Below are 26,831 nucleotides of genomic sequence, written 5' to 3' on the forward strand. Positions count from 1 at the left end.
GCTCAACTGTCCTTCAGGGGCACCAGAAGCTCTGGCGGTATATGCAGACGGACCTTGTCGCCTGCCTTGTTGATGGTATGAGATGCTGCCTGCACAGCGACCTGCCGGTCGGCAACAGCCACCACATACTCGACATGCTTGCCCGAGAACGAGGCGGAGACGACCTGACCATCAAAACAGTTCGGTGCGTCCCCTCTGGAAACGTCGGCAAACTGAATATGTTCCGGACGAACCAGCAGCACGTTACCTTCATCACGGTCATTGCCGCTGACCAGCATCGGACCAAAGGGTGTTTCGGCCTGCTGGCTGTCGCCATTACGGGTCAGCCCGCTACAGGGAATAAACTCTGCCTGGCCGATGAACCGTGCGGTGAAAATATGCCGGGGACGAAGATAAAGCTCCAGCGGTGTACCCGTCTCAATCAGATCACCACCATCCATCAGTGCAATACGGTCGGAGAGGCTGAGCGCCTCCTCCTGATCATGGGTGACATAGATTGTCGTCTGGCCAAGTGTTGTCTGCAGGCTGCGCAATTCACTGCGCATCTGTTCGCGAAGCTTTGCATCGAGGTTGGAGAGCGGTTCATCCAGAAGCAGCAGGTCTGCTCCCTTCACCAGCGCCCGGCCAAGGGCCACACGTTGTTGCTGACCACCGGAAAGCTGTGTCGCGGGCCGGTCTTCATAGCCGTCGAGCCCCACCATCCGCAGCGTCTCCAGCACCTTCGGCCGGATCTCGGCTTTCGGCATCTTCATACTTTCCAGTGGAAAGCCGACATTCTGTGCGACGGTCATATGTGGCCAGACCGCATAGGACTGGAAGACCATAGAGATATTGCGTTTCTGCGGTGGCGTGATGAGGCCGGTCTCCCCGTTGAAAACGCCAACGCCCCCGATGTCGATCTGGCCGCTGGTCGGTGTCTCAAGGCCAGCCACACTGCGGAGCGTCGTGGTTTTCCCGCAGCCGGACGGTCCCAGCAGGGTGAAAAACTCACCGGCAGCCACTTCCAGCGAGGTGTCGCGGACAGCAAGGTGAAAGCCGCCCTCGATAGGGTAGGCAACCTGTAGGTTTCGGATCGATAACATCTAGACGGCCTCTCTGCCCGAGGATTTGCTGCGACTTGCCATAATTTGCCACCCCGCCACACAGATCAGCATGGCAAACACCAGCCAGACTCCGATGGCAGCAGCCTTGTTCGGCTCTCCCCCTGACCAGTAGCCCCATAACAGAACTGGCAGCGTGGTATTGTTCGCGCCCTTCAGCAGCAGGGCCGATGTCAGCTCCCGCATGCAATGGGCCAGCACCCAGATCCAGACGGCGGCAATAGCCGGGAAAGCCAGCGGAATGATGATCCGGCGCATCCGGCGCCACCAGCCGGCACCACTGGTCTTTCCGGCATCTTCCAGATCGGCATGAAGCTGAATCATGACCCCGTGTGTGGCGCGACTGCCGAACGACAGATAGTTGGTGGTGTAAGCGATCATGATGATCCAGATCGTGCCGTAGATCGGAATGAAATTGATCGTCAGATAGACATAGATCAGCCCGACGCCGATCAGCGTGCCGGGAATGGCGATCGGCAGGAAGGAAAGCGCGTCGATGATCTTCCGGCCCGGTGCCTTCGACCGGATCACAACCCAGGAAACCAGAACCGACAGCAGCGCCACCGCCGTGGAGGCGGCCAGCGCAATCAGTACACTGTTGATCGAGGATTGTACCGCCCGCCGGTTAGAGAAAAAGTCGATATGATTGGCCAGCGTCGCCTTCTCCAGCATATCCAGCGAGACCCCCGCCTGATAGGGCATCAGGCTGGTCCAGATCAGGATTGCGACAGGGGCGGCCACCGCCAGCAGGAAATAGATGGCGATCATTGTGAAGGCGGGCCAGCGCCATTTGCCCAGCGCCACGGACCGGGGCCGCCAGCCCTTGCCGGTCACGGTGACAAACTGGCCCTGCAGGCGGGTATAGCGCTGATAGCTCCAGGCCAGTGTCAGGACAATCACCAGAAAGAAGATCGCCATCGCGCTGATCAGGCCATATTCAGGCAGCCCCCCGGGCGCATCATTGGCAAGATAGACCACCTGACTGGACAGGACGAAAATCCCGACGGGCATACCGATGGTTCCCGGAATATCAAAAACCAGAAAGCCAACGATCAGCAGAAATACCGCCGCCGCCATGATGGTCGGGGCCAGCAGAGGCAGGAAAATCTTCCGGATGGTGGTAAACAGCCCGGCACCACTGGTGAAGGCCGCTTCCTCCAGACTGGGGTCCATGTTCCGGAAGGCGGGTGACAAAATCAGGAAGGTCGAGGGAACCAGAGCCAGACCCTCAACAAAAATCATCCCGCCCATGGAATAGATATTGATCGGTGCTGAATCGAGATTGAACAGATAGATCAGCAGATCATTGATCGCCCCGGTACGCGGACTGAGCAGCATCACCCAGCCGATTGCCATCAGCACCGGTGGCGTTGCCATCGGCAGAATGACCAGTGCCCGCACCAGCCCCTTCATGGGCAGATCGGATCGCTCTACCAGCCAGGCAATCAGCGCCCCAAGTGACAGCGCCATGATGGCGGCACCGAAGGCAAACTGAACCGTATTCCCGACCAGTTCCCAGAATTCGGCACTGAAATAGACGTCGCTGTAATTGGCGGTCGTCCAGCCCTTGTCGGACGGGAAACCGGTCGGCTTGAAACTGGAAATCAGCACCAGCGCCAGCGGCACCAGTACCAGCCAGGCCAGCAGAATCCCCAGCGAGAGCGAGGGGAGCCATCGGGCAAGCCGCCACCGAAGTGAAAGGCCTGCCCGGTCGTCTGGCACAAGAACGGCGTCCGTCATTTTCTGGTCACTTCACATCCGGACGCCGCAGATCAGGGGTTCCCTTACCGTGCCGCCCCGGCAGAGCCGAGGATCTTGTTGAACACAGCAAAAGTCTCCTGATATTTGTCGGTTTCTTCTGCCGGCCATTCCGCAACCTCGGCATTTTTCACCAGATCATAGGTCTTAGTGCCTTCCATCAGGTGGTTGCCGCGACTGGTTGCCCCTTCATAGGCCGCCGCACCTTCCGGTGTCGCCAGCCATGACAGGAACAGCTTCGCCCCCGGTGTATTACGCGCACCCTTCGTCATTGATGTGTAGATGGTATGCATCGGAGCGGGGTCGAGCGCGATGCGCTTTACCGGTGCACCCGCGTCCATCGGCGGCTGTGCAGTATGGAAAAAGCCGATGGCAATATCGACTTCACCGGCACCGACCTGCTGAGCCAGAGGGAAAGTGGATTTGAACAGCAGCGGCTGAAGCTTCACATATTCTTCCAGTTCCGCCTGGGCCTTCTCGACACCCCAGACTTTTGCCATCTGGGTATGTGCCCCGGCGCGAACCCAGCTGCCCATGCGCCCCTTCCATTTCGGATCATTGATATCGTCCCAGCCCTTCGGCTCGTCAGCCGGTTTTACCCGGTCCGTATTGATGATGATCACATAAACAGAGGCCGCAATCGCAACCGTGAAATCAACCGGCGTCAGTTTCTTCGGCACACCAAGCGCCTGCCAGTCGGCAGATTGCAGCAATGAACGGTCATTCATCTCCCAGGCCTGTGCCGCGCCTGTCGTCACCAGGTCGCCAGTATAACCCTGCCCCTGAACTTCCTGAATGATGCGGCCCGTCATCTTGTTGCCGCCGGCTACCCGCAGATGCTGAACCTTCACATCCGGATAACGCTCGTTGAATTTGGCGATGACTTTCTCGATCTGGTCTTCCTGGGAACTTTCATACCAGACAACCGGATGTTCGTTTGCGGCAGCTTCCTTGGCGAGGTCTGACAACATGTCAGCACTCGCACCAGTCGCTCCCAACCCGGCAGCGGTGACCAGAGCAGCGCCAGCGGTAATCAGTTTACGAAAAGTCTGCGTGATAGTCATGACGTCCTCCCAAACGTATTTTGAACATTATGCATGCAGTTATTATAGCGTGAAACCATAATTGTTGGTTTTTTGCACAGAAGTTCGCACCTATGCATGCAATTAAGGCAATCCGGTCAATTCCATTCATCTCATTCCGGGCTTATCCCTCCTGCTGGCGGGCCTCAGATGATAGCGACATTGCCTTCCTGTCGTATAGCCCTATTGAAAAACAGCATAGCCCGGACCGGCAGCAGCGTGAAACGATTCCCTAAGCAGCATATCAGCCGCGCAGCGCTAGCTGATAACCGCTGATAGTGCGTTTTCCTGACGACCAAACAAAAAACCCCGCTGAAGTATCAGCGGGGTTTTCTGCAGGAACCTCTAAAGGTTCAGATTAGTGAACGTCGGCCCAGATACGGCGCTTCGTTACATAGGCCAGGATCGTGAAGACGATCAGGAACAGAATCACCTTCCAGCCGGTCTGCTTGCGCACTTCCAGTTCCGGTTCCGCGGCCCAGTTCAGGAAATGGCTGACATCCATTGCCAGCTGATCCAGCGTCGGCTTCGGCTGACCGTCAGCATAGGTGACGATTTCATCCGAAAGCGGCGGCGCCATGGCAATCTGCTGCCCCGGGAAGTAGCTGTTGTAGTGCATACCGGAACCCAGCTCGACACCTGCCGGCGGGTCCTTGTAGCCGGTCAGCAGAGCATGGATATAATCCGGTCCGCCAACACGCGCCTTGGTGATCAGCGACAGATCAGGCGGCAGGGCACCACCATTGGAGGCCCGTGCGGTCTGCGGATTGGGATAAGGTGACGGGAAACGGTCCGAGACACGGCCCGGCCGGTCAAACATTTCCCCATCGTCATTCGGACCATCGGTCACCTCATATTCGGAAGCGAAAGCCTTGGCTTCTTCTTCCGTATATCCGAGAGCCGTGAGATGACGGAAGCTGACCAGCCGCATCGAATGACAGGCTGCACAGACTTCCTTATAGACCTGATATCCACGCTGCAGGGCGGCCTTGTCATAGGTGCCGAACAGGCCGTTGAACGACCAGTCCATGGCCGGCGGATGCGCGGCATCACCGGCTGCATAAGCATTCCCACCAAGGCTGACGCCGGCGACGAAAGCAAGTGTCGTGACAAATTTACGCATTATGCTTTCTCCATCGGCTTGGCAGCGGCGGCGGCAGAGGCTCCGGCGCCGCCTCCTTTCAACACGGATGCTGAAATTGATTCCGGCAGGGGCTTCGGTCGTTCGAACCAGCCAACCAGCGGCAGGAACGGAATGAAGTAGCCGAAATACATCAGGGTCATGAGACGGGACAGGTCGACATACTGGAACCAGCTGAGGCCCAGCACCGGTGCATCCGGTGACTTGCCACCGCAAATTCCGAGAATGATGCAGACGACGACGAAAACCCAGAAGCCCAGCTTGAAGACCGGGCGGAAACGACCGGAGCGGACCCGTGATGTGTCCAGCCAGGGCAGAACAAACAGGATCAGGATCGAACCGAACATCAGCAGCACGCCGCCGAGTTTCGACGGCACGGCACGCAGGATCGCGTAGAACGGCAGGAAGTACCATTCAGGCACGATATGCGCCGGTGTCGAAAGCGGGTTCGCCGGAATGTAGTTGTCCGGATGACCGAGATAATTCGGCGCATAGAACACAAAGGCGGCGAAGAAGATCAGGAACACGCCGAGACCAAACACATCCTTGATGGTGTAGTACGGATGGAACGGAATGGTGTCCTGCTTACCCTTGACCGAAATACCGGTCGGGTTGTTCGAGCCATGCTCATGCAATGCCCAGATATGCAGGACGACAAGTCCGGCAATCACGAAGGGCAGAAGATAATGCAGGCTGAAGAACCGGTTCAGGGTCGGGTTATCAACCGAGAAACCGCCCCAGAGCCAGGTGACAATCGGATCACCGATGATCGGGAAAGCCGAGAACAGGTTGGTGATAACGGTCGCACCCCAGAAGCTCATCTGGCCCCACGGCAGCACGTAACCCATGAAGGCTGTCGCCATCATCGCCAGCAGGATCAGAATGCCGATCCACCAGAGAATTTCGCGTGGCGCCTTGTAGGAACCGAAATAAAGACCGCGGAAGATATGAATGAAGACGACGATGAAGAACATCGACGCACCGTTCATATGAATATAGCGAATCAACCAGCCGAAATTCACGTCACGCATGATGCGCTCGACGGAATCAAAGGCCATTGTTGTATGAGCGGTGTAGTTCATCACCAGGAAGATCCCCGACAGGATCATGATTCCCAGCGTGATGCCGGCCAGCGACCCGAAGTTCCAGAAATAGTTCAGGTTCTTCGGTGCCGGATAGCCGCTTCCGACCGAATGATCGAGGAAGCTGAAGATCGGCAGGCGATACTCTACCCACCGGATGATCTTGCTGTCGAATTGCTTCTTTTCAGCCATTTTTACTTGCCTCAACCAATGCGAATATGGGTGTCGTCAAGGAACGTATAGGTCGGCACGGCCAGGTTCCGCGGTGCCGGGCCCTTCCGAATACGTCCGGACGTATCATAATGCGAACCGTGGCAGGGGCAGAACCAGCCATCAAAGTCGCCCTTGTTCTCACCAGAAGAGGTGCCGAGCGGAATACAGCCGAGGTGGGTGCAGACACCGACCAGAACCAGCCATTCCGGCTTTTCGACCCGCGCCGAATCCGGCTCCGGATCTGGCAGCGTCGCAACGTCAACCGACTGTGCCTCGTTGATTTCATCAGCCGTCCGGTGACGAATAAACACCGGTTTGCCGCGCCACATGACCTTCACCGCCATACCTTCAGCGATGTTGTCCAGTGCGGCTTCGGTTGTCGACAGCGCCAGCGTATCGGCCGCAGGGTTCATCGAATCGACGAACGGCCAGATAGCGCAAGCTGCGCCAACAGCGCCGGTTGCAGCAGTTGCGAGTGTCAGGAAATCGCGGCGCGTCCCGCTCTCTTCAGAATGTGCGCCGTGTGCCATTTCGGCCATGTCGTGTGCCTCTAGCTTGGTTGCATCTCATGTCGCCCGGATTTTCCGCGACCTGCGTTCAGATGACCATCGTCAAAATAATCAATCAGAACAGGCACGCAGGACGGATCGGCGACAGCTATCCTTCCCTCGCCAGCGTATATCGCAGCTTTTCGGCCAAGCCAAGGATTTTGGCGGTCTTTCAAGGTGATATCCTCATCTGCAGCAAAATTCTGCCACATAGCTGCGGTGATCAGACGTCATCCGCAATTTCTGCCCATTATATCCCCGTCACAGGGTTAACGGCCTTACCAGACCCGCTTTCGGGGTCAAATGTGGATTCTACGAATTGCGGACAATTCCGCAGGTTTTAAGCTGGTTTTCGTCAGAAACCGGGCAAGGTATCTTTAACCTTCATGTCAGACCTTCACTTTCATAAATCCCGGCATCTTCGCCAGTGCCGGGTCGTTACGGCCTGTATTCTGGGTCTGATGCTGCTTCTTCCTGCCAGCCCGGCAATCAGCGGGCAATTGCCGGAACCCGCCGGAGAAATCATTCTCACCGTTACCGGTCAGATCGCACATACCAACCGCGACGGCGCTGCTGATTTTGACATGGCGATGCTGGAAGCGCTGGAAGCAACAGAAATCAACACGAAAACCCACTGGACCAAAGGTGCCTCGGTTTATCGCGGGGTCAGGCTGGACAGATTCCTCAGCTATCTCGGTGCCCGGGGCAAGACACTGAATGCTGTGGCGCTGAATGACTACAGGGTCGTGATCCCCGTTGATACCATGGTCAACGCCGATGCCATCATCGCCTATCGCCAGGATGGGGACTATATGCGCGTCCGGAAATATGGACCGCTGTGGATTGTCGTTCCGGAAGAAAAAAATCAGCCGGTTAACGGGACCTACAGGCTGAATGCCTTCCTTGTATGGCAGCTGAGAAAACTTGAGGTCGTCAATTAATGCTCCCGGCTTTCGCCAGACGTGGAACGCTTCAGAGAATAATTATCTATGTTGCCCTGACCTTGTCATTCGGGGGCATTTTCTATGTCCAGCATCAGGCCCTCCGGTCACAACCTCATCTCGACATTGTCAGGGGACGGGGCGGCTTCTGGAATATCTCTCAGGTTGAATACGAACATCAGCGGCTGATGCATTCACTGTTAAGGATGATTGCCGAAGGCGGGACGGGGCAAGCCGACAACGTCCGGCTGCGGTTTGACATATTCTGGAGCCGCGTCATCAGTCTTGACGGCGAGTTCTTCACGGTCGGCGACCCCACTTCCCAGTGGCAAAGACCCTTCATCAGCCAGATTGTCGGAGTACTTGAAACGATCGACGGCCGGATTCAGAAACTGACGGATGCCGACCGGGATGAAGCAAGGGCGCTTCTCCGGATCGTCAGCAGTCAGGAAGACTACGTTCACAACGCGGTCCTGGCCCAGAATGTACCTTTGTTTGGGAATCAGTTTATCCATCGTGTGGTTCAGAATCTGAAGGACATCGAGCGTAACAACTTTCTGATGTTCGGTTTCTTTCTGGTCGCGCTGACACTGCTGCTGATTGAACTCAGGATCAGCCACAAACGCACCCGGCAGGAACGGCAGGCCAGAAAAACCATTGAGAAAGCTGATGCGGCCAAGGTGACCTTTCTGGCCAACATGAGTCATGAACTGCGGACGCCCCTGAATGCCATACTCGGATTCTCCGAAGTGATGAAGGATGAGATGCTCGGCAAGCTGGGCGTCCCTGCGTACAGGGATTATGCAGCAGATATCCACGGAAGCGGCCATCTGCTGCTCGAAATGGTCAATGACATTCTCGATTTCTCGCGGATCGAAGCCGGTGTCATCGAGGCCAGTCCGGCCCCCTTTGATATCCATGCCGAAGCGGCCCGGACCATACATCTGGTAAGACGCACAGCTTGGGAAAAACGACTCCGGGTCAGCCTGAACTGTAACTGGGAACCCGAAACGACAACCTGTCATCTGAACGCCGATAACCGGCTGATCCGTCAGGCGCTGCTTAATCTCATTACCAATGCCATCAAGTTCACAACTGAGGGCGGCTGGGTTGACGTCGGCCTGCAGGCGGATCAGGACAAGCTGACTGTCTCAGTCTCGGATTCAGGCAAAGGCATCTCAGCCGAGAATGTGGATAAAGTCACCGATGCCTTCTTTCAGGTAAATGGCGTCATGACCCGCCGGGAAGGCGGTGTCGGACTGGGGCTTGCCATCTCAAGATCCTTCGTCGAAGCCAACGCGGGCCGTCTCGAAATCACGAGCAAGGTCGGTGCCGGCACCGCCGTCCGCATGATTTTTCCTTCCCGACTTGTGGTCATGGCGGATACAAACACTTCTGTCCCGGTCAGCGGACCGGCTCCTGCAATCACACTTCCCGGAAGCTGATGCCCATCTCACTGGCGCTCTATCAACCCGATATTCCTCAGAATACCGGCGCAATTCTGCGCCTTTGTGCCTGCATGAATGCAGATCTGCATATCATTGAGCCCTGCGGTTTCGTACTTGAAGACCGCCGTCTTCGCCGGGCCGGCATGGATTACACCGACCTTGCCCGGATGATCCGCCACCAGTCATGGCAGGCTTTCCGGGAAGCCGGTGTCTGTCAGCGCCTGTTGCTGATGACCACGAAAGGCTCAACAGCCTACCAGACAATCACCTATCAGGATGGTGACTGCCTGTTGCTGGGACGCGAAAGTGCCGGTGTACCGCAGGACGTTCACGACAGTGCGGACATCCGCCTGCGGATTCCGATGGCTGAAGGCCGGCGCAGCATCAATGTTGCAAATGCCGCCGCCATGGTGTTGGGAGAGGCCCTTCGACAGACGGGAGGGTTTCCGGAATGACCGACTATAATGACGATCACAAACAACAGGCCAGCAACTGGTTCCGGAACCTGCGGGACACCATCTGTAATGACTTCGAATCCATAGAATCAGAACATCGGGGACCGATGGATGACCGGCCGGCCGGATCCTTTGAGCGCAGCCCCTGGACAAAACCCGCCGGGGAAAGTCTGCAGGGTGGCGGCGAAATGTCGATCATGCGTGGCCGGATTTTCGAAAAAGTCGGCGTCAATATCTCGACCGTTTACGGTGAATTCTCAGAAGAATTCCGCAAGCAGATACCCGGCGCCGAAGAAGACCCCAGATTCTGGGCCAGCGGCATCTCGCTGGTCGCCCATATGCAATCCCCGCTGGTGCCTGCGGTGCATATGAACACGCGAATGATCGTAACCACAAAAGGCTGGTTCGGCGGGGGCGCAGACCTGACTCCGATGTTTCCGGACGCTAACGACACAGCCCACTTCCATCAGGCGCTGAAAGCCGCCTGTGACGCTCACGACCCCGCCTATTACCCGCGCTTCAAAGACTGGTGTGATGAATATTTCTTCCTTCCCCACCGGAACGAGCCCCGGGGCGTCGGCGGCATCTTCTATGATCGCCATAACACCGGTGACTGGGACGCCGACTTTGCCTTCACACAGGATGTCGGGCGCGGTTTTCTGCTGGCTTATTCACCGCTGGTCCGACGCCATTGCGGCCGGAGCTGGACGGAGGCAGAGCGCGAACATCAGCTTGTCCGCCGGGGCCGCTATGTCGAATTCAACCTGCTGCATGACCGCGGCACCGTGTTCGGCCTCAAGACAGGCGGCAATGTCGATGCCATTCTGATGTCAATGCCGCCGGAAGTCCGCTGGCCCTGACCACGCATAATCAGCGCCTTGTCCCCTCACCCTCCGGATTGGTCGCCGGGGGGAAGTGATCGAGAGTTCGTGTCTCGCGGAAATAATTCAGGGTCCAGCTCACCGTCGGGAAAGCCAGTTCATCCCAGGGGATTTCATCCCAGTGGAACAGCCCCACTTCCTGCGATTCCGGCCCGGCCTTGATGGTCTTTTCGTTCAGCAGCCGCGCCCGGAACATGATCTGGATCTGGCTGATGCGGGGAATATTGTACATACCGAGCATCTGATCGATCTCGATTTCTGCGAAGGCTTCTTCCCAGGCTTCCCGCGCCGCGCCCTGCTGCACGGTCTCTTCATTTTCCATGAATCCCGCCGGCAGGGTCCAGTAGCCGACACGCGGCTCGATTGCCCGGCGGCAGAGCAATATCCGGTCGTCCGACGCAACGCAGACAGCGCCGGCAACGATCTTCGGGTTATCGTAATTGATGAAACCGCAATCTTCGCACACAAGCCGGTGGCGGTTGTCGCCATCCGGAATCTTGTTCACAACCGGGCCTGAAAGTTCTTTCTTCATGGCCCTAGATTGGCCCGCAAAAGGCCTTCTTACAAGATGCCTGATCGGGGTCCGTCAGGCACTGATATCCAGTACGGTACCGCGCAACCCGTCTGACGATGCCCGGGAAACACGTGCTTCAGAAACTGCGGCACCACGGTCGGCAGCTTCCTGTACGGCATTCGCGATGGCCGCTTCCTGTTCTTTCTGCATCTTCAGTGCCTTGAGGCCGCGAATATTTGCCTTGGTTGCGCCTGTTGACTGTAAAGCGCTGATTGCCTGGGCGTCCATAATCGTCTCCCGTTAAACGGGGCTAGATAGCCCCGAGCAGTGATAGAAAGACGTACCCGCCAGTAGCAACAATCGAAAAATTCATGGCGCCTGTGAGCACGTTATCCAGTGTGATCGCGATTTCTTCGCGGGACGGGAACATGACTGCCTCCTTGATTGCCATGGTGAACAGTACCTGCTCCCCGAACTTCATGATGTGTTATCTATCACAGGCATTCAGAAAAATTTACTTGGTATTAACACTTACCCGGCCGGGTCGGCCTCACCGCTGGCCGCAACCAGCTGGCGCAGTTTTTCATCATCATAGGCCGCATCAATTTCTGCACAGATGCGGTCAGCCTCGCTTTCCAGATCATCTCCGCAGCTGACCGGCGGGGCTTTTCTCCACTGTGCAAGATAGCTGTCGGTGTCCGATGCCCCGGCGCGCATTGCCGCACGGTCAATGGCTTCCTGGAACCGCTCCGGCAACATACGTTTGGCCTTCTCCCGCCGCCCCTGTTTGACCTCGACCATCGACGGAATATCCCGCCAGTAGGTAATCACCAACTGCGCCATGACCTGCCTCCTCCGGCATCTGAAAACTGCCCGGTTATAGCCGGGTTTCTTTCCGAAACAGTACCGTTTACGACGCGATAAAGCCCCTTCGCGCCATCACAAAAATGAACTTTCCGTCTGATTATCCACAACTTTCTGCCTCTCAGACCCTAGCCTATATAGTGGTCCGCAGATATAGTCAGACTAGATATTGTGAAATTGCCGACACGGGGGAACTCTATGGCCTGGACCGACGAGAAAGTCGAAACACTGACGCAACTTTGGCAGAGCGGTAAAAGCGCCAGCGAAATTTCGGCCATCCTTGGTGATGTCACGCGGAATGCCGTTATCGGCAAGGCGCATCGTCTCGGTCTGGCGTCGCGTCCGTCTCCGATCAAACGCCAGCCGAAGGCCGCGCCGGTGGAGCCCATCGGGGTCAAACTGATCGATCTGACTGAACGGATGTGCAAATGGCCTATCGGTGATCCGGCAACACCGGGCTTCCGGTTCTGCGGCAAACCGTCAGAAACCGGCCAGTCCTATTGTGAAGGTCACATGTCGATGGCCTATCAGGCTCCGTCCTCGAAGCGTGATCGCGACCGTGAACGTCAGCGGGCCCAGCGGGCTGCTAATTTCTAAACGATCAATTTCAGTTCGATAAATCCTGACCGCGGCATCACTGCCGCGGTCTTTTTTTATGTTCGCCGCTCACTGTTCCCGGCAGATACCCCAACAATCCATGCCACAGGATCATCAGACCCAGCAGTCCGATCCACCAGTTCTGCCAGAGGCCGAAACTTGAATTCGCAAACACCATCGCCGCCGCCAGCCCTGCACAGTCTGTTCCGCTGACGATCCGGGATGTCGCACGGCCTGCCATGCGCCGGAACAGTATCAGACAGGCCAGAACGAGACAGGCCACGCCGACACCACCCAGTTCCAGCCAGAGTTGCAGCACCTGGTTATGCGGATGCAGCGGCAGCCGGAAATCCGTGAACAGCACCAGTTCATCCTTCTCGGGCGTCAGATAGGTGACATCCACCTTTTCGTTGCCTCCGGGAACAGACCTCGACGCTCCCAAACCCCATCCGGCAACCGGTCGCTCCGCGATTTTCTCCAGAACAAAGTTCCAGATAACAAGACGCCCGATCATTGATGCCGGAATCCTCTGGGTATTCCCGGATTCCGCCGACAGGTCGATACGATCCACAACCTCCTGCAGAACCGGCGGGGCCAGTACCAGCCAGACGGCCGCCAACGCAACCAGCAGCCTCGGCAGAAGGTTGGGCAGCAACATGCCTGCCGCAGCACAGATCATCCCGCCAGTCAGGGCAAGGAACGCCGTGCTGTGACCTGTCCGGATCACGAGAGCCGTCAGCAGGACGACAGCAAGCAGTGCCGCAAAGCGTTGTCCGCGTAGCCAGAGCCAGGCTGAGGCGGGCCAGACCACAAGAACGGCAATCACCACCCCGTTCTTCACAAAAGAAGCGATATTGACCCCACCAAACCCGATATTGATGACATCGCTCCAGGACAATCCACGCGCCAGACGGGTCAGCTGATAGGCAGACAGAACTTCAAACAGCATGACCAGCAAGGCGACCAGCAGCCCTGCTGCAAGTCCGTACAGCATTCGGTCCGCCTCATCCTGATGACAGCAACGGGAAAACCGGAACAACAGGGCTGTAACCCCGGCCAGCACTGCAAACCCTGCCAGGGTCGACTGACTGCGATCCGGATCAACTGTCCAGATCAGGGACAACCCCGCCCAGACGGCAAAGGGTAAGACCGGCAGTATCAGACGACGCCAGCTGCCGGGTTCATGCTTTCGGTGCCAGACGATCCAGCATCCCAGAACAGCCGCGAGTATCATCATGACCGTCATGGCCTTGGACGAAAACACACCCAGAACCGGCTGAACAAAGGCCAGTATCATCAGCAACTGTGTCAGTATCTGATCGGTTCTCCGCATGCTCAGGCTGTCATCAGTTGCTGATAGGCATCATCGGTTCTGTCCCCATAATCCGACCAGTCAAAACCTTTTCCAACCGCCGCCATTGCCGCAGCCCCCTTTTTCAGGCGGCTCTCATGGCTTTCCAGCAATGCGCCTATCGCCTCCGACAATCGTTCAGTCTGGCTCGCCGGAACAGCGATTCCTGCTGCCCCTGACGGATCAACCGTCTCAATTCCCGTCTCCCGCGATGCGATCACCGGCAGGCCCGTTGCCATAGCCTGCAACAGGCTCAGCGGTAATCCTTCCTCAAGACTTGGCAGACAGAAAATATCCGCCTCCTGCAACGCCCTGACAACACCTTCTCTGGGTAATGCTCCGGACAGGTGAACCGACTTTACCGGCAGCCGCTTCAGCAATATGTCCGCCTCCGGGTCTTTCGGGCCAACCAGATGCAGGGCCGCCCGGTCCGCAAACGGGGCGAAAGCCTGCAACAAGGCGGGAAGGCCCTTGCGAACGCCCACCCGGCCAACGCACAGAATAACCGGACGGTCGCGGACCGGCCTCGGTTCTGATGGCGGCCGGAACGCCTCCAGCGAAACACCGTAGGGATTAATGATCAGTTTGTCCGCAGATACTCCTTCCCGAATGAAACTGTCTGCGGCAATCCGGGTCGGGACCGCGATCCGGTCTGCCAGATCATATTCCCGACATTCCCGTTCGATGATCTCGCCCTGCGTCATCCGAAACGACAGCCCCCATTCCGCAAAGGCTTCACTGAGAATTCTCTGCTGGGTGAGGATATGGGTCGACCCGCGTTCGATGACGACTTTGGCACCACGCCCCTGAGCGACCGGGATAGCTTCCAGCATTGCCGAGCTCCAGCCGGTCAGAATATCAATATCAGGCGGCAGATTTGCGGCCAGCCAGCGTCCGAACTGTCGCGAAATGAAACTGTCCGTTCGTCCCGGCAGTCCAAGCCGCTGATGGCCACGCCTGATCAGCTCCAGCCACGGACAGGCCCGAACTGTTGCCTCCGGAGGCAGAAACCGGCGCACAGCGAACTCCGGATAGGTGGTAAAGACTCCGGCCAGACAGCCTTTGCGCCGCAACTGATCCGCCAGATCAAATCCGTGAAAACGCCCGTGAACAGCAACAGCGACTTTCATTCCCTGCCCCTGATGACGGATTGCAGGATATCTTCCAGTATCCCGGCACGCTGTTCCCATGACAGCGCCCTCCGGTCAACCGGACTGTCAGCGCCACTCTTCGACAGGGTAGCCTGCACCAGTTCAGCGACCTCCCCTGCCGTTACGGCTCCGGACAAGGTTACCCCCGCCAGCGCGGCAATATTACGGGCCTCATCTGTTTCCGGCGGTACGGTGAGCACAGGCTTCCCCGCGCCAGCCAGATCGAAAATCTTGTGATGAAACGTCCGGCTACTTTTCACATAGCAATTGACCGCCGCCCCTGACAGTACCTCAAGCCACGCCCCGAGTGGTTGCTGCTCGCGGATATCCACGGTAATCAGCTTTTCAAGCCCGGTCGTCTGCGCCCGTACCATATCCGCATCATAACCGGCATAGCAGAACCGGACTTCCTGTCGGGCCGGCGCCTCCATCTCCCTGACGGCGGCTTCGATACCGCCAATCAGCACTGCCAGGTCTGCCTCATCGTAAACTGCGCCGGTCAGCGTGATTGTCTGTGCGGGAAGTGCCTGTTCCGGATAAAGAGCAGGGTCGATACCGCTGTAGACCACCTGTCCCGGACGGCGGAACCATTCACGAATTGTCGCGACATGGTCGTCGGAGAAAGCCGTGAAAGCGGCGGCATCCCCATAACGTGACGCCAGTGGACGCCGCAAGACAGCCGGGATGAAGCTTTGCCAGTGATCTTTCAGGTCTGCCACCCAGGGACAGGCCGATTCCCCGGCAATATCACGGGCTATCTGCCAGCTTGTTGCATTACCGAACGTCGCCCAGACAACATCCGGCTGAAAGCTCTCCGCCAGTATGGGAAGACAGCGTCGAACGCCCTCCTGCCAGTCGCGATGCACCCCGCCATAAAACAGATAATGCATCGACAGCAGGGCCTTCCCCGCCAGTCCCGGCAACTCACCGCGTCGCGCTTGAGACAACCGTTCATATCCGGCAGGGGCTATATTCAGACAGAAAGGCGCTGACCAGTCATGTTCGGCCAGCCTGTCCGCAAGCACCTCCGGGCATTGACCCCGTTCTTCTTCAGAAAGGGTTTCCGTCAATAAAACCACCTGATGTCCGCGGCCCGCCATCGCACGGGCGAATTCACGCATTCTGACTGCGCAGACATGCGGCTTTTCAGGATGGCAGTGATTTACAAAAACCGCCCGCATCTACCGATGTCCCAACAGGTCGCGCGCTGAGGCGATAACATCTTCTGCTGCAATCTCGCGGATACTCTTTCCGCCATCATGTGCACCCGGAACAGCCGGAACATCTGCGGCATATGACTGCGGATAATGAACTCTGTGACCCGCCCCCGCAGGATACCAGACACCGGGTTTGGCACGGGCAGAAAAGACAGCAACACAAGGCACATCAACCGATGCAGCGAGATGCATCGGCCCGCTGTCGACACCCAGAAACAAATCCGCCCCCATCATTGCTGCAGCAGAAAGACGCGGACTTAACTTCCCGCAGAGATTGGCAACCGGGCCCGTCCAGTGGCGGCCATATTCCGCCAGCTTTTCCCTGTCAGAGGCCGCCCCGATGAGAACAAGCGCGAGATCCGGGGAAGCGGAAGTCAGCGCCGACAGAACTTCCTGCCATCTGTCATTACCCCAGTCTTTATCGGCTGTTTTTCCGATGGGAGAAAAGGCGATGAAGCGCTCCGCTCCGATTTCTGCCCTCCGCATCTGCTGAGCAGTTTCCTTTTCATCATCGTGAAGATTCAGATGATGCAGACCCTGCTCTTCGTGACCAGAAAATCCACAAACCCGCATCAGTCTGTCGGTTTCGCGCTCCCAGCGTCCTTCAGCCTGTTCCAGATACAGACGGTCAGAGGAACAGACCGGCAGGCCGGTAACGGCCAATCCGGCACAAATGCGAAAAAACAACCAGTCCCGGCAAACAGACAGGAAGCCATTCGGTTCGCTGAGATAGACAAGCCTGTCAGCACCGGCCCTTCGTAACCGGCCCAGAAGACCGAAACCGGAGGCAAGTCCGAGTCCTGCAGGAAACGCCAGAGAACCTGCAATCCCCGGCTCTCCGTCCAGCAACTGCATCATCGGCGCGGCATTTCTGGCAACCGGTTCATTGGTCAGCAACAGAATATCATGGTCCGGCCACCGGTCCCGTATTGCGGCGAGCAATGGCAAACTGACCACACCATCACCGATGCTGCCCCGGCGGAAGACAACTATACGCTTTGAATGACCCACGATTCCCATATCGCCGCTGATCCTATTCCCGCCAAGGCAGAGGACAAACAGTTTGATCGAAAAGCCCCGTTGGTCGATTATCCCGGCTCACCGGAGGACAGGTACGACGCAATGGAGAAACAGTTTCTAAAAAGCAAACAACTCCGCGTCCTGATTAACGGCATTCACGCCAAAAGTGGCGGTGGTGTTACCTATCTTCAGAACATCCTGCCGTTGCTGGCGGAAGACCCGGAACTGGAACTTCATCTGTTTCTGCACCCGGATCAGTATGTCCTGTTCGGGCTGGTTGATGAGCGGATTCATATCCATCTTATGGATTACAATAGCGGTTTCTTCAGCGCGTTGTACTGGGAGCAGGCATCCCTGCCCATCCTCGCACGGTCGATGTCGGCAGATGTAACCTTGTCACCGGCGAATTACGGCCCCCTATTCGCCCCGGCACAGGTTATCGTTCTGCGCAACAGCCTGGCGGTTGCCGGGCGTGAGACAAGATTGATCAAACGCCTCTACTGGGCCGCTCTTACCCTGATGACCGCCCTCTCGCTCAGCCGTTGCCGGAAAGCCATCGCCGTCTCACAATATGCCCGGAATGCGCTGACTTTTGGCCTTGGCAGTCGTCTGATCAACAAGGTTGCTGTCGTGCATCACGGTGTCCGCGATGTGTTCCAGCCCTCAAACCCTTCACGGTCTGAAAACTTCCTGCTCGCCGTGAGCGATATCTATGTTCAGAAAAACCTGCATACACTGATTTCGGCTCTGCCGGAGATCAAACGCCGCTCGCCTGATATCAGTCTGAAAATTGCCGGCCGGGCCATCGACAAAGGATATCTCGCCGAAATTCAGACCGTCATCAACGAGAACAACCTGCAGGATTCTGTTGAATTTCTCGGTCCGCAGACCACAGAGCAACTGGTTGACCTGTATCAGCGCTGCAAGGTTTTTGTCTTTCCTTCCACTGTCGAAACCTTCGGCAATCCGCTGGTTGAAGCCATGGCAAGCGGTGCTGCAATAGCCAGTTCGAATACGGCTGCGATGCCGGAAATCGTTGATGATGCCGCCCTGTTTTTTAATCCGCTGGATGTGAATGACCTCGCCCTGAAAGTCTCTGCTCTTCTGAATGATGACGAACTGAGACAGACAATGAGGCAGAAGGCGATTCGACGGTCGCAAGATTTTTCCTGGGAACTCACAGCCCGGAAAACCGCGAGAGTTCTCAAGGAGGCCGCACCAAAGGAACGGCGCATGGCCATCGGGATAAACCTGAATGAGAACACTGAAGGCGCACGGTGACTCTCCGACTGCTATACATCGTCAGCCACCCAATCCAGTATCAGGCGCCCCTGCTCCGTCAGATCGCCCGGCAGCCGGAGATCCGGTTGCGTGTTCTTTTCGAAAACGTCACATCGGATGGTCAGCATTACGACCCCGGTTTCGGGCGCGAGATCCAGTGGGACGTGCCACTGCGTGAAGGCTATGACAGCGCGCCGGCAGACGATGTGTCGATCGCAGATGAAATTGCAGCCTGTGATATCCTGTGGGTTCATGGCTGGCAGACGGCAACTCTCAGATCAGCGATCCGACGGGCAAGCCGGCAGGGCAAACCTGTCCTGATGCGGGGGGAAAACTGGGCCGTGGCAATGCCTGACGGTCCGGGCCTGCGGGGATGGCTGAAGCGACGCTATCTGTCCTCAATATTCAGAAATTGCAGCGGCTTTCTCTGTATCGGGAAGATGAACCGCGATTACTATCGTGATCATGGGATAGATGACGCCAGACTGTTCGACATGCCCTATGCCATCGACAATGACATGTTTCGTGAGAAAGCCGCCGCAGCCGATATCGGCGCTCTCCGGCACAGTCTCGGCATCCCGGAAGACCGCAAGGTTATCCTGTATGCCGGAAAGCTGTCACCGCGAAAACATCCGGACATCCTGCTGACAGCCTGGAAGACGGCAAACTGGACCGGACCAAAACCGGTTCTGTTGTTTGTCGGTGATGGCCCCCTGATGACCAGTATGTGCCACAAAGCCTCAGAAGATGTCATTTTTGCAGGCTTTCGGAACCAGACCGAATTACCGGGACTTTATCGTCTGGCTGATCTGTTTGTTCTCGCCGCGTCGCGGGAAGCCTGGGGGCTTGCCATCAATGAAGCCATGGTCTGCGGCACCGCCGTGATCGCCTCAACCGAATGTGGTGCAGCCCATGATCTGATTGACCAGAACTGTGGCCGGCTGGTGCCGCCCGGAGATGTCCCGGCGCTGGCCGCCACATTGCCTGAAGCGCTCGAAAACAGCCGGCCCCTCGGTGAAAATGCCCGGTTGCGTATGGCAGAATGGAACTTTGACGCTGATATCCGGGGTCTGACCCACGCTATCCGGTCTGTGGCATGAGACCGCTGAACATCCTCTTCGTTGCAGAACTGGCCCCCGGGTCACGAAGCTATCAGCGTATCCGCCGGCTGCAGATGATGGGGCATTCGGTCGAAACCCTGTCGCTGGTTCCCGCGGATGCAACCTATGAAACAAAACCCCGCCTGATTGACCGGATACGTCACAGGTTACGCTATCCGCAAGACCGGAGCGGGGCCAATGACAGATTGCGCAACCTGCCAGCAGAGCCCCGGCCCGACATCATCTGGTTTGAACGGGCGACAACGGTTCCCGGTGCAACCCTGCGGGCCCTCAAACAGGCGCATCCGGGCTGCAAGCTGATCTGGTATGCAGAAGATGACATGATGAACCCGGCACATCTCAGCCGCCAGGTTGCCTCCGCCATTCCCTTCTATGACCTCTGGGTGACCACGAAATCATTCAACACCCGGCCAGAAGAACTGCCGTCACTTGGCGCGAAATCGATGCTTTTCGTCAACAATGCCTATGACATCGAGGCGCATTCACCGATCGAACTCTCCGGGACGGACCAGCAGAATTTTGCGGCGGACATCTCGTTCGTCGGGACATGGGAACATCCGCGGGCAGAAACTGTCCGGCAGCTGGCCGAAGCTGGCCTGTCCGTGCGCATCTGGGGTAACGGCTGGGAGCGAATGGCTGATCCGCCAGCCAGTCTCGATATTGCCTACAAGCCGGTTTACGGCGACGATTACCGCCGCGTCGTCACGGCATCGAAAATCAATCTGTGCTTTTTGCGCAGGGGCAACCGTGACCTGCAAACCTGCCGCTCTTTCGAAATTCCGGCCATCGGCGGTTTCATGATGCATGAATTTTCGGTTGAAATGTCACAGATCCTCCCCCCTGATCAGGGTGCTGTCTACTTTGACAACGAAACGGATTTGCCCCGACTTTGCCGCTTCTGGCTGGAGCATCCGGAGAACCGGGAGAAGATCGCCGCAGCGGGACGCACTGAACTGCTGACGGCCGGACATGAGCATGAAGACAGATTACGCGAAATCCTTGAAGCCGCTACCGGCGAAGGCGACTGAATGAAAGTTCTTGTGAACGCCCTGTCCGCCAAGAAAGGCGGCATTGTTACCTATACAAAAAACCTTCTGACATCATTGTCAGAGGCCGGAATCGACGTGACCGTTGCCGTGCCTCCCGAATTCAGCCATCCGCTGAAACACTGTCTTATGCCGATTGATACATCCAGGTTTTCACCGGCGCGACGGTTCCTGTGGGAGCAGACCATCTGGCGCTCCATCGTCAAGCGTCACAATCCCGACGTGCTGTTTTCGTCAGCCAATTTTGGCCTTCTGAACAGCTCCTGCCGGCAAATACTGTTGCTGCGCGAGGGTGGCCTTTTCGACCCGGACTATCTGGCGAACATGGCCCCTACCCAGGGTGTCTACGCCTCGCTGAACCGGTCAATCCGGCGACAGCTGATGCTGGCCTCGGCGACCCGGTCCGACACGATCATTACACCGACCGAGGCAATGCGGGACATGGTCGGGCTCTGGCTGCCAAACGCCCGTGAAAAGCTCATCGTCAATCATTACGGCACGCTGAATGAGTCATTCGCCCCGACCGCCAGCCCGCGCAAATGGCGGGCAGACGGCGTCTTGCGGCTGTTATATGTCTCCGTCTATTACCCTCACAAGGTTCCCTGGCTGTTATGCGAAGCCGTTGACAGGCTGAATGCGGCGGGCATTCCGACCACGGCAACCATCACGATGACCTTGCGTGAAATGACTGACATGCCGGGTGGAAGTCTCGACCACGCCGTCATCTCACAGGCTGTCGCCAAAGGGACCGTCAGGCTTGGCCATCACGATTATGGAAACCTGCCGGACCTCTATCGCTCTCATGACGCTTTCGTCTTCCCGTCGGTCTCCGAAACATTCGGCCATCCGATGGCTGAAGCCATGAGTTCGGGCCTGCCTGTGGTTGTCTCCGATACCAGCGTCAACCGCGAAATCTGCGGTGATACGGCACTCTATGCCGCCCCCTATTCAGTGACAGGCATTTGCGACCAGTTGCGGACACTCGATGGCGATCAGGAACTGAGAGATACCCTGCGCCAGCGTGCCCGCCAGAGAACATTGGAAATGTACGACTGGCAGGGACATATCGATCGCCTGCTGGCGTTGTTCTGATCATGACAGGAGCGGAAAACAGAGATCACCCGGGCGGCATCCGGTTCGGGCTATTGCTTGCTCTTGTTTTCGTTCTGCTGGCTGGTCTGCTGATAACCTCGCGGGATGCCTATCTGATCCATATTGATGCGACCTGGGTTACCACACCGTACAACCGGTTTGCCTATTTCTGTGACGATATACCCGCCTGTCTCCGGATCGGTTCATCCTGGAGCTGGAAACTCATTGCCGAACTGATGAATAGCGGTATTCACATACTGGGAATAAGCACGACAGACGGCGCCACCGGACTGACTGCTTCAGATATCCGGGACAATGCGGAACGGGTTGCTGCTGTCCTGCACAGGCTTCTTGTACTGGCACCGGTTCCTGTCGCCGCGGTACTGATAACCCGGACAAAACCGGCGGCCATCCTGATCCTGAGTCTGGCCTTTGCAGTAATGCTGGGCTGGAGCCCGCTGCTGTACCGTCCGCTGATTGACTTCTACAACCTGTTTGCGAACTGGCCCCGAAATTACTGGGATTTCAGTTTTGCCCTGCAATTCTACGATTTCGTCTCTGTCGGTTTCCTGTTCTGCCTTCTGATCCGGCTTGCGCGTCCGCAGTCTCCCGGTTACGCCGATGCCATCCTGCTGGTGCTGATCGGGCAGCTGCTCTTCGAAAATCTCGGCATTGTCGCGGGAATAGCTGTTGCCCTGCGATACGGACTGTTGTCCGCAGGGCCTGCCCGATGGAAGCCGGCACTCTGCCGGCTGGCTGCTTCTGCTGCCGCATCAGTGATGTTGCTGGGGGTTATGCTGGCCCTGATTCAGGCCAACAAGGGCGCCGACCCGGCCGGACATGCAGTCACACTCTCCGCCTATTTTGAGTCCTATCGTGATCTGGTTGCCGAGAATATACGCAGCCTGCCAATCATCATCGCCAATTTCATAAACCTGATGACCCTGCCGCTGGTCATCGGCGGGCTGGCTGGTCTGCTATTGTCCCGGATTGACCGGACACTGGCAGATGACCCCCGGCATCCGGACCGGCTGGCCGTGACCGCCCTGTCCATTTCCGCGGGATTTGCGGTGACAATCTGCATCGGGTTTTTCGTCAATTCCTATCAGTCGGAAACCGGACGACAGATCCTGCCTTTCCTGACCATGCTGACCATCACCAGCTGTCTGACCCTGCGCTGGCTTCTGGCCCGCAGATCCCGGCGCCAGTCTGCTTAAAGCGGTGCGATGATCGTCTTGACGAAGGGATTGAGATAATTGTCGAGCAGGGCGAGGTTTTTGATCTGACTGAGCGACGCCCAGCAAAACAGACCGCCAAGGTCATCCGGATTCAGTGACCCCGGTTCGGCCAGAATAATCCGGTTACTGTTGCTCTTGCGCCAGAACCGTCCGCCTTCCTCGTTATGTTCTGCGGCATAAACCAGCCGGCACGGGGTTTCTTCCAGCAGATAGTCTGTCAGTGGCGGTCGTTTTCCCTGATGAGCCTGCCGGAGATTGCTCCAGGTTGCCTGAGCTGATGGCGCGAACTGCAACATGCCGAGATTACCCGGCTCTGCCTTCGCCTGAAGCAGAAACCTGACCTGCCCGTCCTCGGTCTGTTCACAGACCATCGCCAGAACGCCACCTTCCGGCTGGGTATAGATCGGCTGATCCCAGGACATGACCTCCCGCAGCCCGCGTGCGGAGGTTCGTACCCCGGTAATACCAAAAAACTGCCCGCTTTCATGCGAGATATCGCCGGTGTCGGGATCACGTTTCCAGTCACGGACACTGTTCAGGGGAATAAGCTCGGCCGAGAACCCGGTTTCTGCACGCTGTCTGTCGATCCAGCGTACCAGCGGCTGCGGATCACGTGTTTCCCGCTCACCACTGATGCGAACCAGATCACGAAACCATTCGATATCCGTCATCCGACAGACCCTGCAAGACGGCTCAGCACATCAATCACCCGGTCCTGCATCGCATCCGTCAGACCGGGATACATCGGCAGGGAGAAAATCTCTCCGGCGGCGGCTTCCGAGATCGGAAAATCGCCAGCCTGATAGCCGAGATGACGATAGCCATCCATGATATGAACGGGCCAGGGGTAACTGATATTGACGTGGATATCAGCCTCTTTCAGGCCCTCTATCAGCGCATCCCGCCGGGCATGGCGAACCACATAAACATACCAGGCATGCCGGTTACCCTCAGCTTCAGCCGGCAACGAGATATCGATATCTGCCAGACCGGCTGCATACCGGTCTGCCAGCACCCGGCGCCGGTCATTCCAGCTATCAAGCAGGGGCAGCTTGACGTTCAGAATGGCTGCCTGCACTTCATCAAGGCGTGAGTTGTAGCCATGTTCAGCCGCGTAATAGCTGCCCTTCATGCCATACATGCGGAGCGAGCGAAGTCGCGCATCCAGTGCTTCATCTGAAGAAATCACCATACCGCCATCACCATAGGCACCCAGCAGTTTGGTCGGGTAGAAGGAAAAAGCCGCGAGATCACCGAACGACCCGGACTTTGCCCCCTTTGTGGTCGAACCGGTGGACTGGGCACAGTCTTCAAGAACTCTCAGACCATGACCGCGCGCAATATCCATGATCGCCGCCATATCTGCATTCTGCCCGTAAAGATGCACCGGCAGGATAACCTTTGTACGGGGCGAGATTGTCGCCTCCAGCTTCTTCGGATCCATCAGCAGTGTGGACGGATCAACATCAACGAAGCGGGTTACCGCGCCCGCATTCTCAATCGCGGAAACCGTCGGGACCGCCGTATTCGGCACCGTAATCACCTCGTCCCCCGGTCCGACATCAAGGGCTTTCAGGGCCAGCAGCAGGGCGTCCGTACCGCTGTTGACGCCAACCCCGTGCGTGCGGTCGCAATAGCGGGCGAAATCTTCTTCAAAGCGGCTGACCTCCTGCCCCAGAATCAGGCGTCCCGATGCAAAGACCCGGGCAACGGCCGCATCTATCTCTGTTTTCAGCTCTTCATATTCCGGCAGATAGTCCCAGACCTGAATGCGACTCATCCGGCAAACCCCATATCAAGACGCAGCATGTCCATCACCATCGCATCATCACGCATCGCATCGGCAAATTCGCCATGACGACCGTCTTCAATACGGGCCAGAACCCGGCCAAAGAAACCGGTGAAGTTATCGCCTGCGGGAATTGCCATCTGCTGCGGTTCGTTGGCAATCCGGACATTCAGCAGCGTGCTCTCCAGCGGCGGCGGTGTATAGGCCCGGTCCATATCAACGGCCATGCCCGGTCCGAAAACCGACAGGTTGTTGCGATATTCCGTATCGTACCCGATGAAGGCTGTGAGGGCGCGGCCGTTCTGCCAGATCAGGGTAATCAGGGCAGAGACCGGCACACCGTGCTGCCAGGCAAGCGGCCGGCAGCTGACCGATACCGGAGAGCCCTGAAACAGCAATCTTCCTACCGCCACCGGATAAGGTGCGACATCATTGACCACGCCACCCCCAAGGTCCGGGTTGTAGCGGAAATTCCCCTCCCCGAGAGGCGGGAAACTGAAAGTCGTCTGGATGCGGGTTGCACCACCATTTTCTGATGCGACGCGACGCAGTGCGTCAAATTGGGGATGGTCTGCAAAAACCACAGCTTCCGCCAGCAGCAGGTCACGGGCTTCAGCCAGCGCCAGCATCTTTTCTGTCTCGCCAAGTGTCAGAAAAGCCGGTTTGTCGACCACCACATGCCGACCACTGCGCAGCGCGGCCTCAACCATCGGCAGATGCAGGGAATTGACCAGCGACACATAAACCAGCGTTGCGTCACTTTTTTCGAGCGCCACAGCATAATCATCGAACGTCGCACCCAGCCTGTCAGCGGGCAGCAGATCAGCAGGCACCGGACGCTTCGAAGCAATATCGATCTGCTCGATGGCTGGCAGAGCCAGCATTCCCGGGAAAGCCCGGCGCCGGGCAATCGAGGAACATCCGAGTGTCAGAATTTTCATAAATCATCTCTCCGGTCGGTAATTCGTCTGACATTCGACTGCGGCCGCTCATTGACCGTCAGAAACACCCGCCCGAGATATTCGCCTATCAGTCCGAGGATCATCATCTGCATACCGAAAAACAGCAGCACAACGCTCATGATCGAGGTCCAGCCTGTAATCGGCACACCAAACAGAAAATACTCGCCAAGCACTGCGATCAGGCCAAGAAAGCCAACCCCGCTCATCGCCAGCCCGAGAAGGGCACTGAGGCGAAGCGGCAGGGTCGAGAAGTTCATCAGAACGATCAGCCAGAGGCGGATCAGCCGTCGCAGCGTATAATTGCTGGCACCATTGGCCCGTGGCAAATGTTCGACCCTGACACCACGGGCGCGCCGGGTGATCTGGAAAATCAGACCATCAACATAAGGGTAGGGGCCACGATAGGCGGAAACCGCTTTTGCGATCTCTCCGCGAAGACAGCGGAAGCTGGAGAGGTAGAGACCTTTCGGCTTGTCGAGAACCAGATCCGCCGTAGCGTTGGCCAGCCAGCTGCCGAGATTGCGCCATCCCGCATGTTGCTTCTGGCCGAACACGCCATAAATCACATCGTCATCGCCATCCCGCATCGCCTGCCAGAGTTTCAGAACTTCCTCCGGCGGATTCTGCAGATCGTCATCCATGGTGATGACGATATCGCCACGCGCCTCCCGCAGACCGGTCAGCACGGCATTATGCTCGCCGAAGTTCCGGCTATGCAGGACGGCCCGTACCGGCACCCGGTCACTGGCTGCGGCCAGTTTCTCACAAACATCCCCGGAATTGTCCGGGCTGCCGTCATCAACGAGAACAATTTCCATCTGTCCGTCAAACGGCAATGCTGTCAGCGCCTCAACAAGCTTCGGCACAGACGCGGCACCGTTATACACGGGCACAACGATACTGAGATCAATAGTCTCGCTCATCTGTCCTGCTCTCCCG

The 26,831-nt window shown here is 57.4% G+C and carries 28 protein-coding genes; 10 read left to right on the forward strand and 18 right to left on the reverse strand.

The window, feature by feature from the left end; genetic code table 11:
* Positions 1-2: 2 nt before the first annotated feature.
* From GH722_04075 to petA, 6 genes are all read right to left on the reverse strand, one after another.
* Positions 3-1,082: an ATP-binding cassette domain-containing protein gene (locus GH722_04075; protein ID MRG70933.1), complete on the reverse strand. Its 1,080-nt coding sequence runs from the start codon at positions 1,080-1,082 to the stop codon at positions 3-5.
* The gene (locus GH722_04080) at positions 1,083-2,840 is read right to left on the reverse strand and encodes an ABC transporter permease subunit (protein MRG70934.1); all 1,758 of its coding nucleotides are present in this window, start codon (positions 2,838-2,840) and stop codon (positions 1,083-1,085) included.
* Between the two features lie 44 nt (positions 2,841-2,884).
* A complete protein-coding gene (locus GH722_04085) occupies positions 2,885-3,922 on the reverse strand; it encodes an extracellular solute-binding protein (protein ID MRG70935.1) in 1,038 nt (345 codons plus the stop codon).
* A gap of 376 nt (positions 3,923-4,298) precedes the next feature.
* Entirely contained in the window at positions 4,299-5,063 is a 765-nt protein-coding gene (locus GH722_04090; protein ID MRG70936.1) for a cytochrome c1, read from the reverse strand.
* Entirely contained in the window at positions 5,063-6,355 is a 1,293-nt protein-coding gene (locus GH722_04095; GenBank protein MRG70937.1) for a cytochrome b, read from the reverse strand. The genes GH722_04090 and GH722_04095 overlap by 1 nt, the downstream gene beginning before the upstream one ends.
* 11 nt (positions 6,356-6,366) lie before the next feature.
* Positions 6,367-6,915 carry a ubiquinol-cytochrome c reductase iron-sulfur subunit gene (petA, locus tag GH722_04100; protein ID MRG70938.1) on the reverse strand — a complete coding sequence of 183 codons (549 nt, stop codon included), beginning with the start codon at positions 6,913-6,915 and terminating at the stop codon, positions 6,367-6,369.
* 395 nt (positions 6,916-7,310) lie between these two features.
* Between petA and GH722_04105 the strand changes: the two genes are divergently transcribed.
* From GH722_04105 to hemF, 4 genes are read left to right on the forward strand one after another with little or no spacing between them, the layout of a single operon-like run.
* Positions 7,311-7,865, forward strand: coding sequence for a molybdopterin-dependent oxidoreductase (locus tag GH722_04105; GenBank protein ID MRG70939.1), 555 nt, complete (start codon positions 7,311-7,313; stop codon positions 7,863-7,865).
* Positions 7,865-9,310, forward strand: coding sequence for a hypothetical protein (locus GH722_04110; GenBank protein MRG70940.1), 1,446 nt, complete (start codon positions 7,865-7,867; stop codon positions 9,308-9,310). The genes GH722_04105 and GH722_04110 overlap by 1 nt, the downstream gene beginning before the upstream one ends.
* A 5-nt stretch (positions 9,311-9,315) precedes the next feature.
* Positions 9,316-9,768 carry a hypothetical protein gene (locus GH722_04115; protein ID MRG70941.1) on the forward strand — a complete coding sequence of 151 codons (453 nt, stop codon included), beginning with the start codon at positions 9,316-9,318 and terminating at the stop codon, positions 9,766-9,768.
* Positions 9,765-10,628: an oxygen-dependent coproporphyrinogen oxidase gene (hemF, locus tag GH722_04120; GenBank protein MRG70942.1), complete on the forward strand. Its 864-nt coding sequence runs from the start codon at positions 9,765-9,767 to the stop codon at positions 10,626-10,628. The genes GH722_04115 and hemF overlap by 4 nt, the downstream gene beginning before the upstream one ends.
* Before the next feature lie 10 nt (positions 10,629-10,638).
* On the opposite strand, the gene GH722_04125 is transcribed toward hemF, so the two are convergent.
* The 4 genes from GH722_04125 to GH722_04140 are packed head-to-tail and all read right to left on the reverse strand — an operon-like array spanning position 10,639 to position 12,006.
* Positions 10,639-11,181 (reverse strand): NUDIX domain-containing protein, encoded by a 543-nt coding sequence (locus GH722_04125; GenBank protein MRG70943.1) that lies wholly within the window; start codon positions 11,179-11,181, stop codon positions 10,639-10,641.
* A gap of 54 nt (positions 11,182-11,235) precedes the next feature.
* Positions 11,236-11,451 carry a hypothetical protein gene (locus tag GH722_04130; protein MRG70944.1) on the reverse strand — a complete coding sequence of 72 codons (216 nt, stop codon included), beginning with the start codon at positions 11,449-11,451 and terminating at the stop codon, positions 11,236-11,238.
* Between the two features lie 22 nt (positions 11,452-11,473).
* Positions 11,474-11,644 carry a hypothetical protein gene (locus GH722_04135; protein MRG70945.1) on the reverse strand — a complete coding sequence of 57 codons (171 nt, stop codon included), beginning with the start codon at positions 11,642-11,644 and terminating at the stop codon, positions 11,474-11,476.
* Between the two features lie 50 nt (positions 11,645-11,694).
* The gene (locus GH722_04140) at positions 11,695-12,006 is read right to left on the reverse strand and encodes a hypothetical protein (protein ID MRG70946.1); all 312 of its coding nucleotides are present in this window, start codon (positions 12,004-12,006) and stop codon (positions 11,695-11,697) included.
* A gap of 219 nt (positions 12,007-12,225) precedes the next feature.
* Between GH722_04140 and GH722_04145 the strand changes: the two genes are divergently transcribed.
* The gene (locus tag GH722_04145) at positions 12,226-12,624 is read left to right on the forward strand and encodes a global cell cycle regulator GcrA-like protein (GenBank protein ID MRG70947.1); all 399 of its coding nucleotides are present in this window, start codon (positions 12,226-12,228) and stop codon (positions 12,622-12,624) included.
* Positions 12,625-12,661: 37 nt separating this feature from the next.
* Here the strand turns inward: GH722_04145 and GH722_04150 are convergent, their stop codons facing one another.
* Genes GH722_04150 through GH722_04165 form a run of 4 tightly spaced genes read right to left on the reverse strand, consistent with a single transcriptional unit; the run spans position 12,662 to position 17,363 of the window.
* On the reverse strand, positions 12,662-13,957 hold the full coding sequence (locus tag GH722_04150; protein MRG70948.1) for a hypothetical protein: 1,296 nt from the start codon (positions 13,955-13,957) through the stop codon (positions 12,662-12,664).
* 2 nt (positions 13,958-13,959) lie between these two features.
* Positions 13,960-15,165 (reverse strand): glycosyltransferase, encoded by a 1,206-nt coding sequence (locus GH722_04155; GenBank protein ID MRG70949.1) that lies wholly within the window; start codon positions 15,163-15,165, stop codon positions 13,960-13,962.
* The gene (locus GH722_04160) at positions 15,102-16,307 is read right to left on the reverse strand and encodes a hypothetical protein (protein ID MRG70950.1); all 1,206 of its coding nucleotides are present in this window, start codon (positions 16,305-16,307) and stop codon (positions 15,102-15,104) included. Before GH722_04160 ends, GH722_04155 begins: the two co-directional genes overlap by 64 nt.
* Positions 16,308-17,363: a glycosyltransferase family 9 protein gene (locus GH722_04165; protein MRG70951.1), complete on the reverse strand. Its 1,056-nt coding sequence runs from the start codon at positions 17,361-17,363 to the stop codon at positions 16,308-16,310.
* 102 nt (positions 17,364-17,465) lie between these two features.
* On the opposite strand from GH722_04165, the gene GH722_04170 reads away from it, so the two are divergent.
* From GH722_04170 to GH722_04190, 5 genes are all read left to right on the forward strand, one after another.
* Entirely contained in the window at positions 17,466-18,644 is a 1,179-nt protein-coding gene (locus tag GH722_04170; GenBank protein ID MRG70952.1) for a glycosyltransferase, read from the forward strand.
* A gap of 86 nt (positions 18,645-18,730) precedes the next feature.
* Positions 18,731-19,744 carry a glycosyltransferase gene (locus GH722_04175; protein ID MRG70953.1) on the forward strand — a complete coding sequence of 338 codons (1,014 nt, stop codon included), beginning with the start codon at positions 18,731-18,733 and terminating at the stop codon, positions 19,742-19,744.
* Positions 19,741-20,793 (forward strand): glycosyltransferase, encoded by a 1,053-nt coding sequence (locus GH722_04180; protein MRG70954.1) that lies wholly within the window; start codon positions 19,741-19,743, stop codon positions 20,791-20,793. Before GH722_04175 ends, GH722_04180 begins: the two co-directional genes overlap by 4 nt.
* Positions 20,794-21,903 (forward strand): glycosyltransferase, encoded by a 1,110-nt coding sequence (locus tag GH722_04185; protein MRG70955.1) that lies wholly within the window; start codon positions 20,794-20,796, stop codon positions 21,901-21,903.
* A gap of 2 nt (positions 21,904-21,905) precedes the next feature.
* Complete coding sequence (locus tag GH722_04190) at positions 21,906-23,120, forward strand: hypothetical protein (GenBank protein ID MRG70956.1); 1,215 nt, start codon at positions 21,906-21,908, stop codon at positions 23,118-23,120.
* On the opposite strand, the gene GH722_04195 is transcribed toward GH722_04190, so the two are convergent.
* Genes GH722_04195 through GH722_04210 form a run of 4 tightly spaced genes read right to left on the reverse strand, consistent with a single transcriptional unit; the run spans position 23,117 to position 26,815 of the window.
* Complete coding sequence (locus tag GH722_04195) at positions 23,117-23,812, reverse strand: hypothetical protein (GenBank protein MRG70957.1); 696 nt, start codon at positions 23,810-23,812, stop codon at positions 23,117-23,119. The genes GH722_04190 and GH722_04195 overlap by 4 nt on opposite strands.
* Complete coding sequence (locus tag GH722_04200) at positions 23,809-24,921, reverse strand: aminotransferase class V-fold PLP-dependent enzyme (protein MRG70958.1); 1,113 nt, start codon at positions 24,919-24,921, stop codon at positions 23,809-23,811. Before GH722_04200 ends, GH722_04195 begins: the two co-directional genes overlap by 4 nt.
* Positions 24,918-25,871: a gfo/Idh/MocA family oxidoreductase gene (locus tag GH722_04205; protein MRG70959.1), complete on the reverse strand. Its 954-nt coding sequence runs from the start codon at positions 25,869-25,871 to the stop codon at positions 24,918-24,920. The genes GH722_04200 and GH722_04205 overlap by 4 nt, the downstream gene beginning before the upstream one ends.
* Complete coding sequence (locus tag GH722_04210) at positions 25,868-26,815, reverse strand: glycosyltransferase (GenBank protein MRG70960.1); 948 nt, start codon at positions 26,813-26,815, stop codon at positions 25,868-25,870. Before GH722_04210 ends, GH722_04205 begins: the two co-directional genes overlap by 4 nt.
* Positions 26,816-26,831 lie beyond the last annotated feature (16 nt).

The sequence above is a fragment of the Alphaproteobacteria bacterium HT1-32 genome (genome assembly GCA_009649675.1).
GTDB lineage: Bacteria > Pseudomonadota > Alphaproteobacteria > Rhodospirillales > HT1-32 > HT1-32.